The following is a 16,157-nucleotide window of genomic DNA, read 5'->3' as shown; positions in this document are numbered from 1 at the left end:
TACTTGCAAAATGACAGGTTGTCATCTATAATGACAAAGTGTCATATGACGACGTGTCATTAATGCTTGATTAGATTAACCAAACTCTCTATGAAAGGAGTCAACGATATGCCTACTCAAACTTTTTTTAATCTTCCAAAAGATAAACAGCAACGTTTATTAGATGCCGCGGCAACTGAGTTTTCAAGAGTACCATTAAAAGATGCTTCTATTAATAATATTATTAAACTTGCTGAAATTTCACGAGGGAGCTTTTATCAATATTTTGAAGATAAGGAAGATTTGTATTATTATTTCTTTCAAACGCTTCGACATGATACAAAGAAAATTTTAGAAGATTGTTTTAAAAAAGCAGATGGGGATTTATTTGTCGCTTTTGATGCTTTTTTCCCAATGATTTTAACAATGATTACGGAAGAGCAACATTCAGAGTTTTTTAGACATTTATTTGTTCACATGGATTATCGGTCAAGTAGAAAAGTTTCGCCAGAAACGATGCAGCAACAAAAATGTGAACATGCTAAAAAGAATGGTCATTTCTTTGAAGATTATGTTGATACGGATCTTTTAAAGATTGGCGATGAAGATGTTCATCTGCTTGTAAAATTAATTATGAGCTTCCTATTTCAAACAATTGGCGAAGGATTTGTTAAAGATTGGCCAAAAGAAAAAATGCTTGAGGTTTTTGATAAAAAACTAAGCTGGGTAAGATACGGGGTAGCTGTTAAAGAATAATGAGGTAAGGGATAGCCTTTACTTATTAGATAAAAAATCGTTCAATGTAACGACCAACAGAAAGAAAGGGATGATTAGTTTATGTTGAAATTAGCAAAAAGAATGTCTTTCTGGGCTGTAGCAGGAGCGATTCTGTTTATGATCGTCCAGGTGGTTAGTGATCTATATTTGCCAACCTTAACTTCAGATATTATTAATAATGGGGTTGCCAAAGGAGACGTTGATTACATTTGGTCTGTCGGACTTAAAATGTTAGGATTTTCTTTAATCAGTATTGCTGCAGCAACTGGAAATGTTTTTCTGGCAGCTCGTCAATCACAAAAATTAGGGAAAACCTTACGTAGTGAGGTTTATAAAAAAGTAACGAATTTTACCAATGATGAATTTGATGAAATGGGAACTTCTTCTCTAATTACGCGGACAACCAATGACGTTGTTCAAGTTCAAAACGTTGTCATGATGTTTTTAAGAATGATGATTATGGCACCAATTATGTTGATTGGCGCAAGTTTCTTAGCCTATAGCAAAGATGGCGAATTAACAAAAATTTTCCTATATGTTTTGCCTATTCTAGCTGTTTTTATGGGTGTAATTATGTATTTTGCTGTTCCACTCTTTAAATCAATGCAAAAGAAAACGGATAAATTAAATCTTGTTTTCCGTGAAGGTTTAACTGGGATTCGTGTTATTCGTGCATTTAATCGCAGTAAATCTGAAGCTGTTCGTTTTGATGAAGCGAATAAAGATTTCACCGATACTTCTATTAAAGTAAATACTATTATGAGCTTTATGTTACCTGTTATGACTTTTGTCATGAGTGCAACAAATATTGCCATTATTTGGTATGGTGGACACTATATTGCTGACGGTACATTAGAAGTTGGGAACTTGATTGCCTTTATGACTTACGCAATGCAAATTTTAATGAGCTTTATGATGTTGTCGATGGTTTTCGTCTTTATTCCAAGAGGACAAGCATCTGCTGTTCGGATCAATGAAGTATTAAATATGGAAAGTAAAATTAATGATCCAAAAGTAATCACGAAAATGCCAGCTGAAAACCGTGGTACGTTAGACTTTAATCATGTTGATTTCCGCTATGAAGGCGCAGAACGATTAGCTTTAAAAGATATTGATTTCCACGGACGTAATGGACAAACGGTTGCCATTATTGGTGGTACGGGGTCTGGTAAATCCTCTTTATCCAATTTAATTCCTCGTTTTTATGATGTTGAATCAGGTTCCATTGAGATTAATGGAATCGACATTCGTCAAATGAGCCAACATGAATTAAGAGATGCTGTAGGATTTGTTCCACAAAAAGCGATGCTCTTTACAGGAACCATTCGTGAAAACATTCAATATGGGAAAAAAGATGCAACTGATGAAGAGATTTGGCATGCACTTGAAATTGCACAATCTAAAGAATTTGTTGAAGAATTACCTGATGGACTGGATTCCTATGTTGAACAAGGCGGAGGCAACTTCTCTGGTGGACAAAAACAACGTCTGTGTATTGCAAGAGCGTTAATTAAGAAAGCCGATATTTTTGTCTTTGATGATTCATTCTCAGCACTTGACTTTAAAACCGATGCAGCACTTAGAAAAGCGTTGAAACCAGAAACAAAAGAAGCCGTTGTTGTTATCGTAGCGCAACGCATTAGTACGGTAGTGGATGCTGATTTAATTTTAGTCTTAGACGAAGGAGAACTCGTTGGAATGGGAACGCATGAGGAATTGAAAGAAACCAATGCAACGTACCAAGAAATTATAAGTTCTCAACTTAGAGAGGAGGAAATCTAATGAGCGAAAAAGCGAATCATTCAAAACCAGCTGCTGGAAAAGGACCAATGGGCGGCGGACCTGGTGCGCGTATGCCAGCTGAAAAGGCTAAAAACTTTTGGCCAACTGTGAAACGTTTATTAGGTTATATGTCAAAACGTTCAATTGCGATTATTGCTGTTTTCGTTTTAGCCATTACCTCAACTATTTTTCAAATTAGAACGCCTAAAATTTTAGGGGAAGCAACAACGGAAATCTTTAAAGGTGTGATGAAAGGTTTCAAAATGAAACAAGCTGGTATCGCAGTTGATAAATTTCCAATTGACTTTGATAAAATTGCGACCATTCTTTTAATTGTTGGTGGACTTTATATTGCTTCGGCTGTCTTTAGTTTCTTACAACAATTTATTATGACGCGTGTTTCTCAAAGAACAGTATTTGAATTAAGACGTGATTTAAAAACTAAAATGAATACTGTGCCAATGGAATATTATGATACCCATTCAAACGGAGACGTGATGTCACGTGCAGTTAATGATATGGATAATATTTCGAACACCTTGCAACAAAGTTTAACACAATTAGTTACAAGTATTGTGTTGTTCTTTGGGGTTATGTATATGATGTTCACAATCAGTTGGCAATTAACTTTAGTTGCTTTGGCAACTGTACCACTAAGCTTGATTGTTGTTGGAATCGTAGCACCTAAATCACAAAAATTCTTTGCTAGCCAACAAAAAAGTTTAGGCCTTTTAAACAACCAAGTGGAAGAAACCTATAGCGGACATGTAGTTGTTAAAGGCTTTAACCAAGAGGGTGAAGCGATTGAAACATTTGAAGAGCAAAATGAAAAATTATTTGCTGCTTCATGGAAAGCGCAATTCATTTCTGGATTGATTTTCCCACTAATGAACTTCGTTAAAAACTTAGGCTATGTTTTTGTAGCTGTTCTTGGTGGAGTAAAAGTTGCTAATGGGAATATGACATTAGGGGATGTGCAAGCATTCTTACAATACACCAACCAATTTTCACAACCGATTACTCAAATCGCAAACTTAATGAATACAATTCAATCAACAGTCGCGTCAGCGGAACGGGTTTTTGAAGTTCTAGATGAAATGGATATGGACAATACGCCATCTGGCATTGCACCAATTCCAAATTCGCCTTATAAAATCAGTTTTGACCATGTTCAATTTGGCTATGGTGAAGGCAAAGAAAACTTGCTGATGACTGATTTTAACTTAGATGTTAAAGAAGGCCAAATGGTGGCGATTGTAGGCCCAACTGGTGCTGGTAAATCAACTCTAATCAATCTGCTAGAGCGTTTCTATGACGTTAAAGGTGGAAGCATTAAGTTAGATGGTACCGACACAAGAGATATGACTCGTGAAGAATTGCGTAGTCATTTCGCAATGGTACTGCAAGATACGTGGTTATTTAATGGAAGTATCTATGACAACATTAAATATGGCAATGAACGAAACGAAGCAGATGATCATATTATTGAAGCTGCCAAAGCGGCTCATGTCGATGACTTTGTACGCAAATTACCACATGGGTACGATACGGTTTTAAATGAAGATGCTAGCAATATTTCACAAGGACAACGTCAATTAATTACGATTGCTAGAGCCTTCCTTGCAGATCCAGAAGTTTTAATTCTTGATGAAGCAACGTCAAGTGTGGATACTCGTACAGAAGTCTTGATTCAAAAAGCCATGCGTAAATTATTAAAAGGCAGAACAAGTTTTGTTGTTGCTCATCGCTTATCAACGATTCGAGATGCGGATAATATTATTGTAATGAACCATGGCTCTGTTATTGAAACAGGGACTCATGATGAATTAATGGCGAAAGATGGTTTTTATGCTGATTTATATAATAGCCAGTTTTCAGAAAAAGCCGCTGTATAATAAAGAAATAGAAGCTTGTTAAACTAAGAATTCTCTTAGCTTAACAAGCTTTTTTTGTTCCTTAGCTAGCGATTAAAAAAGGATGCAACTTTTTTTTATTATGGTAAAATGAACTAGTAAATGTAAGTAGAGGGAGTGGGAGCATGTCAGATTATCAAGTTGTAACAGCAAAAGATCGTGACCAAATGATGGAATTGGCAGCGTATGCATTTAATCAGGAAGTGACTGAAAAAAGAAGAGCTGTTTTTGAACGATTGTGTGAAGAGTCAATTTCTTTAGGTGCTTTTCAAGGAGATGTTTTAACGAGTCAGGTCATGGTAACGCCTTTTAACGTTCATCTGCATGGTAGTGTTTACCAAATGGGTGGAATTGGTTATGTAGCCAGCTACCCTGAGTATCGAGGTGGCGGGGATGTTGCAAAACTAATGAGGCTATCTCTTGAAAAAATGAGAGCAGCTGGCATGAGTTTATCTTATTTAGCGCCTTTTTCCTATGGTTTTTACCGTAAATATGGTTTCGAGCAAGTTTTCGATCGTTTAAAATTAACTTTTGAAGTGAATGAACTTCCCTTTACTAAAGGAACAGAGGGCACGTTAAAGCGCCTTCAATGGGGAGATGCTCTAGAAACTTTAAAAGCTCTTTATGAAGAAAAAAATAAAACCGCAGTAGGCCCTTTAAAACGGAGCGACTGGTGGTGGGACTACTTGATGTTAAAGCATAGCCAACGTAAAATTGGCATTTATTATAATGAAGAAGGAACAGCAACGGGTTACGTCATCTATGAAGGTACGGGTATGACCTTTACCATTCATGAATTGATTTATTTAACAAAAACGGCTTATGATCGTTTATGGCAATTTATATCTTCTCATAGTGCGAGCTTTAATGAATTTGTTTATTTTACTGGAACAGATAATAATGAAGCATATTTATTAAGCAACCCACGTATTAAACAAGAAATTGTTCCTTTTATGATGGCGCGAATTGTGGATCTCGAACCTTTCTTGAAAAACTATGATTTTAAAAAAGGGCAAACAGGTACTTGTTATTTAAAAGTGAAGGATGAATCAGCATCTTGGAACGAGGGTGTTTGGAAACTTCAAGTGAGCGAAAACCAAACAATTGTATCAATGCTTGAAAATCCATCAAAGACTGAATTAGAATGTGTTTTATCTGCAGATATTCAAACGTGGACGCAAATTTTTATGAACTATCAACCCATTCATCATTTAGCGTTTTATGAGCGTATTTCTGGAAATACAACTGAACTGGAACAATTAGCCAATCTATTGAATACTGGAACTCCAGTTTTAGCCGATTATTTTTAAATAAAAAGCATTGCGAAATTTTCGCAATGCTTTTTTACTATAGAAGATTTAATACTTTTTCATAGGCTGTGATTTCACCTTTTAAGGTTTCGATTTTCAGTTCATTTTCGATGTAGTTAATGGCGTCTGCTAAATTTTCTGTGCGGTGTGTTGTTAATCGATCGACTTCTTTTTTTGCTTCGACTAGATAATGGTTGACTTGTTCTTTAGTTGTATTTGACATCTTAAATTCCTCCTCAAATTTCTCTAGTTACTTCTAATCTCATCCTACCTTTAATGGTTAAAATATGCAAAAGATATGAATTGAACACTAAACTTACAAAAAAAGAAGTTTATTACTTGAAGTAATAAAAAAAGTATTGTTAAATAGATTTAACTAGTAAAGTGAGATCGGAAAGGATGATAGACTATGACAAATATTCACCCAGCAGCCCATATTGGAATGGTGGCCTTAAAAGTTGAAAACTTGCCATTAATGAGCGAATTCTACCAAGAAATAATTGGATTAGATGTAAAAAAGCAAACAGAAACAGAAATACAACTTGGCAATCAAGAGGATGAAAAAATTTTATTAAGGCTTCAAAAAGTAACCCCGCAAAAGAAAAGTCAATCAACAACCGGCTTATACCACATTGCCTTTTTACTTCCAGAACGAAAAAATCTAGGGGATAGCTTATACCATCTATTAAAGGTTAACTATCCATTAGCAGGTGCAAGTGATCATGGATATAGCGAAGCAATTTATTTAACGGATCCTGAAGGGAATGGGATTGAAATTTATCGCGATAAACCAAAAGAAGTTTGGACGATTGAATCAGATGGTCGTATTGAGGGCATCACGATTGAAATGGATGCAGAAGGTGTTTTAGGAGAAGCAACAGGAAATTTTAGGGGGATGCCATCTGGAACGACGGTTGGTCATGTTCATTTGACTGTAGCAGATTTAGCGAAAACAGAAGATTTTTATGTAGAATTAATTGGAATGTCTTTAAAATCAACATTACAAAATTCTGCTAAATTTATTGCCGCTGGGGACTATCATCACCATATAGGAACCAACATCTGGTCAGGTCGTCATTTACCACCATTGCCAGAAGATATGCGAGGATTAAATTATTTTACCATCGAGGTACCATCAGCAGAAGATACCCAAGCAATCGCGTTGCGATTGAATGACGCAGAGTATCCTTTTGAGTGGAGAGAAAATGATACGACACTTGCTGTGACTGATCCAAATGGAATTCATCTTTTAGTGAAAGTTGAAAAATAACTAATAGCAAGTACCTCAAAATTGATTTTTAATGAATTGAGGTACTCTTTTTAGTCATAAAAAAATGAATGAACCGATTGACGCTAAATAACATTCAATCGGTTCATTTGTTTTTACAGACAACAGTAATCCTATTTAGTCCAATTATTTATCAGGCATTTCTATTTTTGCAGTACCATTACCTTGTTCAGTAACTTTGACTTTTTTCCCATCTATTTCTTTTACAGTCGTTTTAGTCTGTTCATCTGCCTCTTTCTTACCACAACCTGCTAAAAAGCTTGTTGAAACAAATAAAGACGCGAGTGCAACAACGATTAGTTTTAATTTTTTTGATTTCATAAAAATAATTCCTTTCATCAGTTATTGGTATTCTAGAATATAATTATTTCATAGGCGCTAATTGTACCTTTTTACCATTAATTTCTGAAGTAGCCGTTGGTGTTAGTTCCTTTTTATCGTTCTCTTTTTTCCCACAGCCAGTCATTAACCCTAAAGAGATAAAAGCCATTGTTAAACAAGTAATGATCATTTTTAATTTTTTTGATTTCATAAAATTGCTCCTTTCTTGAATTAAGTCAAGTATAGAAGAGAATTGTCAAAAAATGTATGGAATTCATCTGTATCTTATCTGAAGTTTTTATGAAGCCCTTTTCCAAGAGGTAAGTTGTATGCTATTGTACTATTAAAGATTGCAACGAAAGTAGGCAAAGTTATTGTGAATAAAACAATTTTAGTCGTAGAAGATGATCTAAATACAAATGAAGTGATTTCAATTTTTTTAAGAGAAAAAGGATACACAGTGGAATCTTTTGATAATGGTGAAAAAGCCTATGAGTTTATTTCAATGAATAAAGCCATCGATTTAATTATTGTGGATATCATGCTTCCTGGAATGGATGGAATTGAATTGTTAACGAAAGTTCGCTCCTTTTCTCAAGTACCAATCATTGTTTTAACAGCAATGGTAGATGAGCAAACCCAACTAGTGAGCTTTAGTAAACTTGCAGATGATTTTGTTGAAAAACCATTCTCACCGTTACTATTGGTGAAGCGAGTTGAAGCGATTTTAAGAAGAAGTAATCCAATAAAGCAAACAAAAACAATCATTGGAGACTATACGATTGAGTTGGATAACTTAAAGGTATTACATGAAGGGAAAGAAGCCAATTTGACCGTTAAGGAAGCCGAAATTTTACATTATTTAATTGAAAACCGGGGCAATATTGTCACACGAAAAAAATTGATTGAAAGCGTCTGGGAGTACGATTATGATGTAAATGATCGTTCATTAGACACACATATCAAAAATTTACGGAAAAAAATTGGTCAACAAAATATTATCACCTGTAAAGGTCTGGGCTACAAATTAGGTCAATGAGGAGAAAAGCAATCTTTCATTTAATGGAAGATGCTTTTTTTTTTTGAAAAATACAGATAAATTACATAATGGCTTTACGAAGCTTTGGCATGATTTGAATAGTAAAAAAGTGAAGGAAAATAAGGATAAAAATTAATAATTGCACTAATAGTAGCAGAAATTAATGAATAAAAATGACCTTTCTCTACTTGACGACGGCAATAAAACTTAAGCCATGTTTTATCTAACATCGAAAAGTATTCAAACTCTTATAATGATGAATGTACAGTCTCATAAATATCTGTAATACTCATATATTTATCAAACAACTGGTCAAACAGTAAGGTGCAAGTCCATCCCCATCGTCTGAGTAAAAAAAAATTCGAAAAAAACTTAGTATTTCAATCGATAAAACTAGCAGTTACGATCACTCAAGGAATTAAAATTGTTAATGTTTTATACAAAAAAAGTCTAAGAAAATTTAATATTTTAGACATAGTTGTTTGAGATAAAATTGATCATCTATTAGAAATAACGTAAATATTAATCAAATTTGAAAGATATACGTTTTTTTAGTTTATACAAAAATTCGCAATGGAATCGCTTGCTTTAATAGTTCAAAATAGCGCAAAAAAAATACGTAATTTATCTTTTAAATTGACATATTTATATTGTATTGTGTCAAAAAAGTTATTTTTATAAGGAAAAATTGGAAATTATTTTGGAATAAAATAAAGTATACTAATTTTGTTGAAAAAAAGTTTTAGAAACAAATGATTAGTAGAACCTAGAAAATAAATCCAAAAAGAACTAAAGAAGAATTTTTTTAATTATAAACTTATGAATTTTAATTTAATATAAGGTAGGAGACAAGGAGGTTGAAATGGGATTAATTGACAAGTATTGGAATGATGATGTTATTTATTATATTGAATTTATGACAATAAATGATTTAAAAGTTTCAAAGGTATTAGCTTTGAATGTCGAATATTCTTTAGACGAAGTAAAAAAAATTATTTTAGAAAAATTTTATAACGTGAAATATATAAAATGTATTGATGTATGGGAAGAGTGCTTAAGTTTGAAATTCAGATAAAACTAATTTTATAAGTACGGGTTTATAAGTTCCCTATAAAAAAACTTAAATATATGGAGAGGTAATAAATAAAAATAGAGATAAATAGAGATAAATAGAGAAAGAGGTTGAATGAAAAAATGAAAAAAGAAGAGATGATGAAATTTAGTGCAAAGTATTTAAAGAGAACGGTGACCTTTAGTGCAGTAGTTTTAACCTTAGGTAGTGCTATTTTACCGCTAGCTGCTCAAGCAACTGAATCTGTCGACGCTGTTAATAATAAAGTAAATGGGACAACTGTTGAGGTAAGTACAGCAGAAGAACTTGTTGCGGCGTTAAAAAATGTATCAGTTGAAAATATTATTTTTATGAGAAATATCGATTTATCTAAAGACGTAGTAGATATTCCGGCAAGAAACTTAAAAATAGATGGACGAGGAAATACATTAGAGCTGAATAATCATCATATTAAAGGCGTTAACAATACAACACCAGGTGTATTTTCTGTAACAAATTTAAATGTAAATGCTAAAGAAGTAGATAATGCAAAACTATTTCTAGCTAATGGTGATAACTGGCAAGTAAATATAGATAATTCTAATTTTAAAGGTAAGCGATTTATTGTTGCTCAAAACAGTACTGTTATATTCTCTGGAAAAAATAATGTAAGTACTAAAGCAGAAAATGCGTGGGTTAGACATGTTATTTTTGCTAATGATAGTGAGTATAACGGTACTGCTGCTACAGAGGGAGCTTCATTTTCTGCATTTTATTTTAGTGGAACAGATGTTAATGGTTCTGTTTCAATTAACCAAAACGCTAAAGTAAATATCGATCTTTCTCCAGATGGCAATAATAGTTATCCAGTATTTTTTGACAAAATATCTCAAATTAATATAAAAGATGGAAGTAAGTTATCTATTAAAACTCCAGGAAAAGCCTTTAAAGTGAATGGTCATAATTTTAATGAAACACCTAAAATAAATATAACTAACAAAGCAATTTTAGAGGTAAATAGCTTAGGTTTGAACAACGATGCCATAATTGATATAAATGAGAAGGAAACAGTTGTGAACGTAATTGATTCTACTATTAAACTTGAAGGAAATACAAAGAACTTAATTGATATGAGCAAATTTTCTGAATTTAATTTAATTGAAAGTAACTATGATTTATTGAATCATAAGGAAAAAGGAAACATCTTTTTTGGAAAGTCTTCCTTACTATCATTTAATAATGTTTCATTAAATGCATGGAACAAAACTGGAGGTAACTATGAACGCTCTCCAGAATTAAGTTATGATTCAATGGTGTTAAATACAGAAATGGATAAATATACTTCTATTAATACAACATCATCAAATGCAGAATTAGAAAAAATCTTTCAAATGGATGATTACGGTCGTATCAGTGGTCAAGGTAAAAAAGAAATTATTATTGACGCCCCAGGAATGGAAACTATAACTGATAAAGATACTTCATTAAATGGAACAGGTGAGCCGGGAAATACGGTTGAACTTACTGTTAACGGAGAAGTTATTGGAGAAGTAACAGTAAATGATAACGGAACATGGTCATATCCATTAGAAGCACCATTAAACGAAAATGATCAAGTAAGTGCTGTTCAAAAAAATGAAAATGGTGTATCAAAAGCTACAACAGAAACGGTTATTCATGAAGCATCAAAAATACCTGCTCCTTCAATTGATAAAATTTTAGATATTAATAAAGTAATCAATGGCCTTGGTGAACCAGGAAATACAGTTATAATCACAATTGATGGTAAAGTAGCCGGAGAAGTAATCGTTGGGACAGATGGACGTTGGACATTCCCACTGACTGAACCATTAAAAGCAGGGACAGAAGTAAGTGCTGTTCAAAAGAATGGTGAAGAAATTTCTGACACCACAACAGTAATTGTAACAAAGTTAGAAGAAAAGACATTTAATAATTTTACAAAGGGATACTGGCAAGATTATGGATTAATTTTAGAAGGTTTGATTGATAATGGAAGCTGGGATCTAAGTAATAAAGACGGGATCAAAAAAACAATTTCATTAGTTGATAGTGAAGAAAAAGAAGTAGCTTCAACAAACGGAGCTAATTTAGATTGGGATAATGGGGTTGGTCGTTATAATGGCTATCAAGCTATTTTTACTAATGAACAATTAACAGCTTTGGATAAAGGTATGTATAAAGTAAAAGTGAAAATTGAAAGTGAAAGTATTGAAACAACAGAACAAGATTTATTAGAATCAGGTCACGAGGCACACTTGTTTGAACAAACACCAGTACGAGATAAATTTTCTAAAATTGATACACGTACAATCTCCAACGTGACATTTTCAACAAAAGTTGTAGATGGAAAATGTTATTTAGTCGTAGATAAATAATAAAAATGTAAAAAGAGATTTATGTGAAAGTTTAGTGGTTCTTAGAATGAGACTAAAAATCTGATTCTAAGGGCTTTTTTAATTAACTAAGTAAGAATATGAATTTAAAATATAATTGAAGCTAATCAAAATAATGAAGACGCTTTATCAAATTTTTTTATGTTGAAAAAGAAATAAATAATTTAAAAGAAATCCTAACAAGTGAAAAAAAAGTAGAATACGATAACGAATTATTACGCAAAGAGTTTATTTTTATAAAAAATTGCTCTATAGAAATGAATAGTTTAAATCACCTCAAGAACAAGATGTTTGAATCATCTGTAAGATGTGAAGAGATTTCGTGGACGATCCTTCTTAAAGCCGCAGAATAGCTTAATGTGACTTGTAAGTATGAGCGTAAATGATTAGAACAGTAAAGTTCAAATACATCATTAGAAAAAAATCTAAGTAAACTTTAATTAAAACAAGAAAAATTATGGATATATTTGTACTCAATTCGTTTTGAAGAAAAGAGAAAAAATTACCGAATCATACGTAAAATTGGATTGAAAGGTTAAGTCTTATTCGTAAATCAAGCAAGATATAGTTCGTATAAAAGAATAAAAAGACAAGTAACTATCAAATTCATCAACGTTTTATAACACAGTGAGGAATCAAAAAAATCACGACTTTTACTTAAGTAAAAAATAAATAATGATAGTAAAAATTTATATTTGAGAAGTTATGGATTGAAGTCAATAGGCAAGATATTTTTTATCGATAGATTGATTAAGTAGAAAGAATTTTTATTCAAAATGCATTGAAAATAAAAGGCTAATATACTGCAAATTCATCGATTATTGTAAAAGATTTGGACTTCTTTATAATTTTTGTCACCTTTTAATTAAATTGAGAATCAATTGCAATTCCATAATCATAGAAAGATATTATATGCTATTTTTAATTTTGTTTGTTATCGAAAACGATTATTTGTGTATTCCTTTTTCTAGTTTAATTTAAATTTTCTCAGTTGCTACTCTACATCCACATGTATTCAAATTGATTTTGTATTGGAATGTGTCTGAGATTGAATTTATAACTATTAAAAAAAAGAATAGATTGAATTATAAAAAAATATTTTATTTTATAATATTAAACTGTTAAGATAAAACTCCTATGTGAGAAGAGAGACTACATGAAGAGGAGAAGTGTCATAATCGTGAAAAATTTATTATCCGAAAAAGATGAACGACTTTTACAATTAATGGAGCTTGTATACAAAGAAGAGGGATTATTGATACGTGATATTTGTGTAAGTTTAAATATGACAAATAAAACATTAAAAACAGATATCGAGCGTGCTAATGAGTTATTTTCCCCCATTAAAATTCTAGAAACAGGGAAAGGCGGATTAAAATTAGTTATTCCTAAAAATTATTCAATAGCTTATATATATAACTGTTTTCTTCTTGAAAGCAAAGAATTCAATATTCTTGAAAAATTATTATTTTGTGAACAATATTCGGTAGATAATTTAGCTGAAGATATGTATATAAGTTCATCATCCTTGAGAAGAATTATAAAAAAAATGAATTCTGTTTTAAAAGAAGAAGAGATGGAAATAAAATTAAATCCACTTAAACTTATAGGAAATGAAATTAAAATAATCAATTTCTATATTCATTACCTAATTGAATGCTACCCATTAAATAAAGATGTTTTTAGTAAGAATCAAGTAAAAGCAGTTGGAAACTTAGTTGATTACTTAACGGATACAAACAATATTGTATTAGATTTTTTTTCCAAAGAAAGAATAGAAATATTTTTACTAATTAAATTAATTCGAATAAAGCATGGTCATTTTTTTGAAACTATTGTTCAACAAGATTCAAGAATAAATTTTTCGGCTTTAAATAATACTCTTATCTTAAAAAAAATAGAAAATGCCTTTCGTATAAAAGTAGATGAGCAGTTGTTATTGCAATTATTTCGTCCATTTTTAAATGGACGATTTTGTTTTAGTTATCAGCAACTAAAAGACTCTTCATTTATTAATCCTGAAGTTCATGAAACTATCTTGCAATTTGAGTGTTTACTTGAGAACGTAACACGTGAATATCAAATCAAACTTCCTAAAGCAGAAAAAGAAAAAGTAATGGTTCACCTATGTAATATTAGAATGCTGCAATATGGAAAACCTTTTATTTTATACGATCATATTTCAGAAGTCATTCAGTATTTTAGTAAAGACTATTCTGAAGGGATGTATTTTATATTAAAACAGATAAAAAGAATATTTGAAAATGAGTTTATTGAAGACTATGAACTAAATAATTATATGTATGTCTTGCTTACTCATTTAGAGAAATATTTTATAAAAATGGAAAACCAATTTATTACCTTAAATCTGGGAATTGTTTATTATACAGATGAGAATCATACAAAAATGATTAAAGAAGAGGTGGATTATAGATTCAATGATAAATTTAATACAACGATAGTAACTGGATCACTTCATTTTGAACAAATTCTAAAAAATATTGAAAAAAATAATTATGATGTAATTATTACTAATCTATCAACACTGTCTGTTTCAAATACAGAGGTACTTTGTTTTCAAATTTATCCAACAGAAGAAGACTGGTCAGAATTATTAGCCGCTTATAATCTTGCTAAATTGACTAAAAAATTTGGGAAATAATTGATTGAATAAACGAATAGAATTGATCTGTATTAATAAATAGTGTTGGTTTTTTATGTCAGAAATTCCATTTTCAAAAGGAATAATTGGAATTTTTTTAAAAAAAATATAGTCTATAATAAATTTATTGGAAAAATCATTTCTTATACTAATGAAATCACTATTTAAATGCTTTATAAGATAAAAATCCAATAATAATTTTTTTTATAAATAACTCAAAATGAAAAGGGAGATTAAAAAATGCTTGATTTACCAAATTATATATATTTACCTCTAGAGGTCATTTGTATCATATTAGTTACAGTTGTATTTGCGAATTTAATTTATTTTACAATGCTATCTCTATTTGGATTAATTAAACCCAAAAGAGATTATCAAATTGCAAAAGACCAACATAGATTTTTATTTTTAGTGCCGGCGCATAATGAAGAGGATGTAATAGGACCTACGATAGAGAGTTTAATAAATCAAAATTATGATCCAGCTCTATTTGATATTGTTATCATTGCTGATAATTGCACAGACCATACGGTTGAAGTGATTGAGAAATATAAAAGAGCGGAAGCTTTTGTCAACACTTCAAAACCTGATGAACCAAGAGGGAAACCACATGCTATTGCAAGGTTTATTGAAACGGGTCGTTGGAAAGTATATGACTACATTGCTTTTATTGACGCAGATAATATTGTGGATAAAGACTATTTAATGGAAATGAACTCTCAGTTGATTGCAAAACCAGAACTCACAGTAGTTCAAGGCTATTTAGGTGTGAAAAATGTGGCAACTTCAATGACAGCCTCTGGCTATGCAGCAGTTTATTTTATTACAAATCGAGCAGTTCAATATGCCAATTATCGACTTGGTTGGAATGCTGCAATTGGCGGAACCGGATTTGTTTTGCAAACAATGTATTTAGAAAAAAACGGTTGGAATCCTCGTAGCTATACAGAAGATTTTGAACTACAGGTTGAATTATCCCTTCAAAGTAAAAAGAGCGGATGGAACCATTTTGCAGTTGTATATGATGAAAAACCAAATTCAGTGATTGCAAGTCATAATCAACGAACAAGATGGGCACAAGGTCATTGGTTTGTTGCATTTACTACAACATGGAAACAAATGAAATCTATTTTCCATGCGAAATCAATTATTGAGGGTCTAAGTAAATGTGAAACGCTATTCTATTCGTACTCAATGGTTCGTCCTATTGCATTTTTAATAATCATTTCATTGGCAATACTAGATAAACGCCTGTTAATTTATTTACCAGATTTATTTTCAGTATTATTATTTTGGCTAGTGATTGAATTTTTAAATCTTGTCATTATTCCAACAGTATATTTTTTACAAGAAGCGGGTACGTATTTTGATGAGAGAGAAAAATTTATAGATAAAGTTATTCTTTATTTTAGATTAATTGTAGGATTTGTTTGGAATTCTATTACGTATATGGCAGCACAAATAGTTGGTTTTTTTACTTGGTTCAAGCCACAAAATAATTGGAAAAAAACAGTTCATAGTGCTACTTTTGATCGAAATCAGTAAGGTGTTGTTTAGTTAGATATTTTAACGGAAGAAGTTGTTTTTTATGATGCTGTTTAATTAAAAAACGTTAAGCACC

At 31.5% G+C, this 16,157-nt stretch carries 13 protein-coding genes; 10 read left to right on the top strand and 3 right to left on the bottom strand.

Going from position 1 to position 16,157, the window contains the following annotated elements; all coding sequences use genetic code 11:
• The first annotated feature begins 108 nt into the window (after positions 1–108).
• The 4 genes from BR52_RS07930 (at position 109) to BR52_RS07915 (ending at position 5,761) form a co-directional block, all read left to right on the top strand.
• The gene (locus BR52_RS07930) at positions 109–735 is read left to right on the top strand and encodes a TetR/AcrR family transcriptional regulator (protein ID WP_034571197.1); all 627 of its coding nucleotides are present in this window, start codon (positions 109–111) and stop codon (positions 733–735) included.
• Between the two features lie 81 nt (positions 736–816).
• On the top strand, positions 817–2,538 hold the full coding sequence (locus tag BR52_RS07925) for an ABC transporter ATP-binding protein (protein WP_034571194.1): 1,722 nt from the start codon (positions 817–819) through the stop codon (positions 2,536–2,538).
• Positions 2,538–4,433, top strand: a complete 1,896-nt coding sequence (locus BR52_RS07920; RefSeq protein ID WP_034571191.1) for an ABC transporter ATP-binding protein — start codon at positions 2,538–2,540, stop codon at positions 4,431–4,433. The genes BR52_RS07925 and BR52_RS07920 overlap by 1 nt, the downstream gene beginning before the upstream one ends.
• A 143-nt stretch (positions 4,434–4,576) precedes the next feature.
• Complete coding sequence (locus BR52_RS07915) at positions 4,577–5,761, top strand: GNAT family N-acetyltransferase (protein ID WP_034571188.1); 1,185 nt, start codon at positions 4,577–4,579, stop codon at positions 5,759–5,761.
• A 37-nt stretch (positions 5,762–5,798) separates the two neighbouring features.
• On the opposite strand, the gene BR52_RS07910 is transcribed toward BR52_RS07915, so the two are convergent.
• Entirely contained in the window at positions 5,799–5,984 is a 186-nt protein-coding gene (locus tag BR52_RS07910) for a hypothetical protein (RefSeq protein ID WP_034571185.1), read from the bottom strand.
• A 186-nt stretch (positions 5,985–6,170) separates the two neighbouring features.
• On the opposite strand from BR52_RS07910, the gene BR52_RS07905 reads away from it, so the two are divergent.
• Positions 6,171–7,031 (top strand): VOC family protein, encoded by an 861-nt coding sequence (locus tag BR52_RS07905; protein ID WP_034571183.1) that lies wholly within the window; start codon positions 6,171–6,173, stop codon positions 7,029–7,031.
• Positions 7,032–7,175: 144 nt separating this feature from the next.
• Here the strand turns inward: BR52_RS07905 and BR52_RS07900 are convergent, their stop codons facing one another.
• Both BR52_RS07900 and BR52_RS12860 read right to left on the bottom strand, forming a co-directional pair.
• On the bottom strand, positions 7,176–7,370 hold the full coding sequence (locus BR52_RS07900; RefSeq protein ID WP_034571180.1) for a hypothetical protein: 195 nt from the start codon (positions 7,368–7,370) through the stop codon (positions 7,176–7,178).
• Between the two features lie 43 nt (positions 7,371–7,413).
• Positions 7,414–7,581, bottom strand: a complete 168-nt coding sequence (locus BR52_RS12860) for a hypothetical protein (protein ID WP_156099054.1) — start codon at positions 7,579–7,581, stop codon at positions 7,414–7,416.
• A 114-nt stretch (positions 7,582–7,695) separates the two neighbouring features.
• On the opposite strand from BR52_RS12860, the gene BR52_RS07895 reads away from it, so the two are divergent.
• From BR52_RS07895 to BR52_RS07875, 5 genes are all read left to right on the top strand, one after another.
• Positions 7,696–8,409 carry a response regulator transcription factor gene (locus BR52_RS07895; RefSeq protein WP_244266942.1) on the top strand — a complete coding sequence of 238 codons (714 nt, stop codon included), beginning with the start codon at positions 7,696–7,698 and terminating at the stop codon, positions 8,407–8,409.
• A gap of 862 nt (positions 8,410–9,271) precedes the next feature.
• Positions 9,272–9,484: a hypothetical protein gene (locus tag BR52_RS07890; RefSeq protein WP_034571177.1), complete on the top strand. Its 213-nt coding sequence runs from the start codon at positions 9,272–9,274 to the stop codon at positions 9,482–9,484.
• A 119-nt stretch (positions 9,485–9,603) separates the two neighbouring features.
• A complete protein-coding gene (locus BR52_RS07885) occupies positions 9,604–11,856 on the top strand; it encodes an Ig-like domain-containing protein (protein WP_034571175.1) in 2,253 nt (750 codons plus the stop codon).
• A 1,198-nt stretch (positions 11,857–13,054) separates the two neighbouring features.
• Positions 13,055–14,536, top strand: a complete 1,482-nt coding sequence (locus BR52_RS07880) for an AcpB/EbpR/MafR family transcriptional regulator (protein WP_034571174.1) — start codon at positions 13,055–13,057, stop codon at positions 14,534–14,536.
• 240 nt (positions 14,537–14,776) lie between these two features.
• On the top strand, positions 14,777–16,081 hold the full coding sequence (locus BR52_RS07875) for a glycosyltransferase family 2 protein (protein WP_034571172.1): 1,305 nt from the start codon (positions 14,777–14,779) through the stop codon (positions 16,079–16,081).
• Positions 16,082–16,157: the final 76 nt, after the last annotated feature.

Origin of the sequence: Carnobacterium divergens DSM 20623 (genome assembly GCF_000744255.1) — a bacterium.
Lineage (GTDB): Bacteria > Bacillota > Bacilli > Lactobacillales > Carnobacteriaceae > Carnobacterium > Carnobacterium divergens.
This window is presented reverse-complemented; position numbering and strand designations above follow the sequence as displayed.

Coding starts and splice junctions, on each gene's coding strand:
- BR52_RS12860 (WP_156099054.1), bottom strand. CDS start 7,581: ATGAAATCAAAAAAATTAAAAATGATCATTACTTGTTTAACAATGGCT.
- BR52_RS07875 (WP_034571172.1), top strand. CDS start 14,777: ATGCTTGATTTACCAAATTATATATATTTACCTCTAGAGGTCATTTGT.
- BR52_RS07905 (WP_034571183.1), top strand. CDS start 6,171: ATGACAAATATTCACCCAGCAGCCCATATTGGAATGGTGGCCTTAAAA.
- BR52_RS07910 (WP_034571185.1), bottom strand. CDS start 5,984: ATGTCAAATACAACTAAAGAACAAGTCAACCATTATCTAGTCGAAGCA.
- BR52_RS07885 (WP_034571175.1), top strand. CDS start 9,604: ATGAAAAAAGAAGAGATGATGAAATTTAGTGCAAAGTATTTAAAGAGA.
- BR52_RS07915 (WP_034571188.1), top strand. CDS start 4,577: ATGTCAGATTATCAAGTTGTAACAGCAAAAGATCGTGACCAAATGATG.
- BR52_RS07925 (WP_034571194.1), top strand. CDS start 817: ATGTTGAAATTAGCAAAAAGAATGTCTTTCTGGGCTGTAGCAGGAGCG.
- BR52_RS07890 (WP_034571177.1), top strand. CDS start 9,272: ATGGGATTAATTGACAAGTATTGGAATGATGATGTTATTTATTATATT.
- BR52_RS07920 (WP_034571191.1), top strand. CDS start 2,538: ATGAGCGAAAAAGCGAATCATTCAAAACCAGCTGCTGGAAAAGGACCA.
- BR52_RS07900 (WP_034571180.1), bottom strand. CDS start 7,370: ATGAAATCAAAAAAATTAAAACTAATCGTTGTTGCACTCGCGTCTTTA.
- BR52_RS07930 (WP_034571197.1), top strand. CDS start 109: ATGCCTACTCAAACTTTTTTTAATCTTCCAAAAGATAAACAGCAACGT.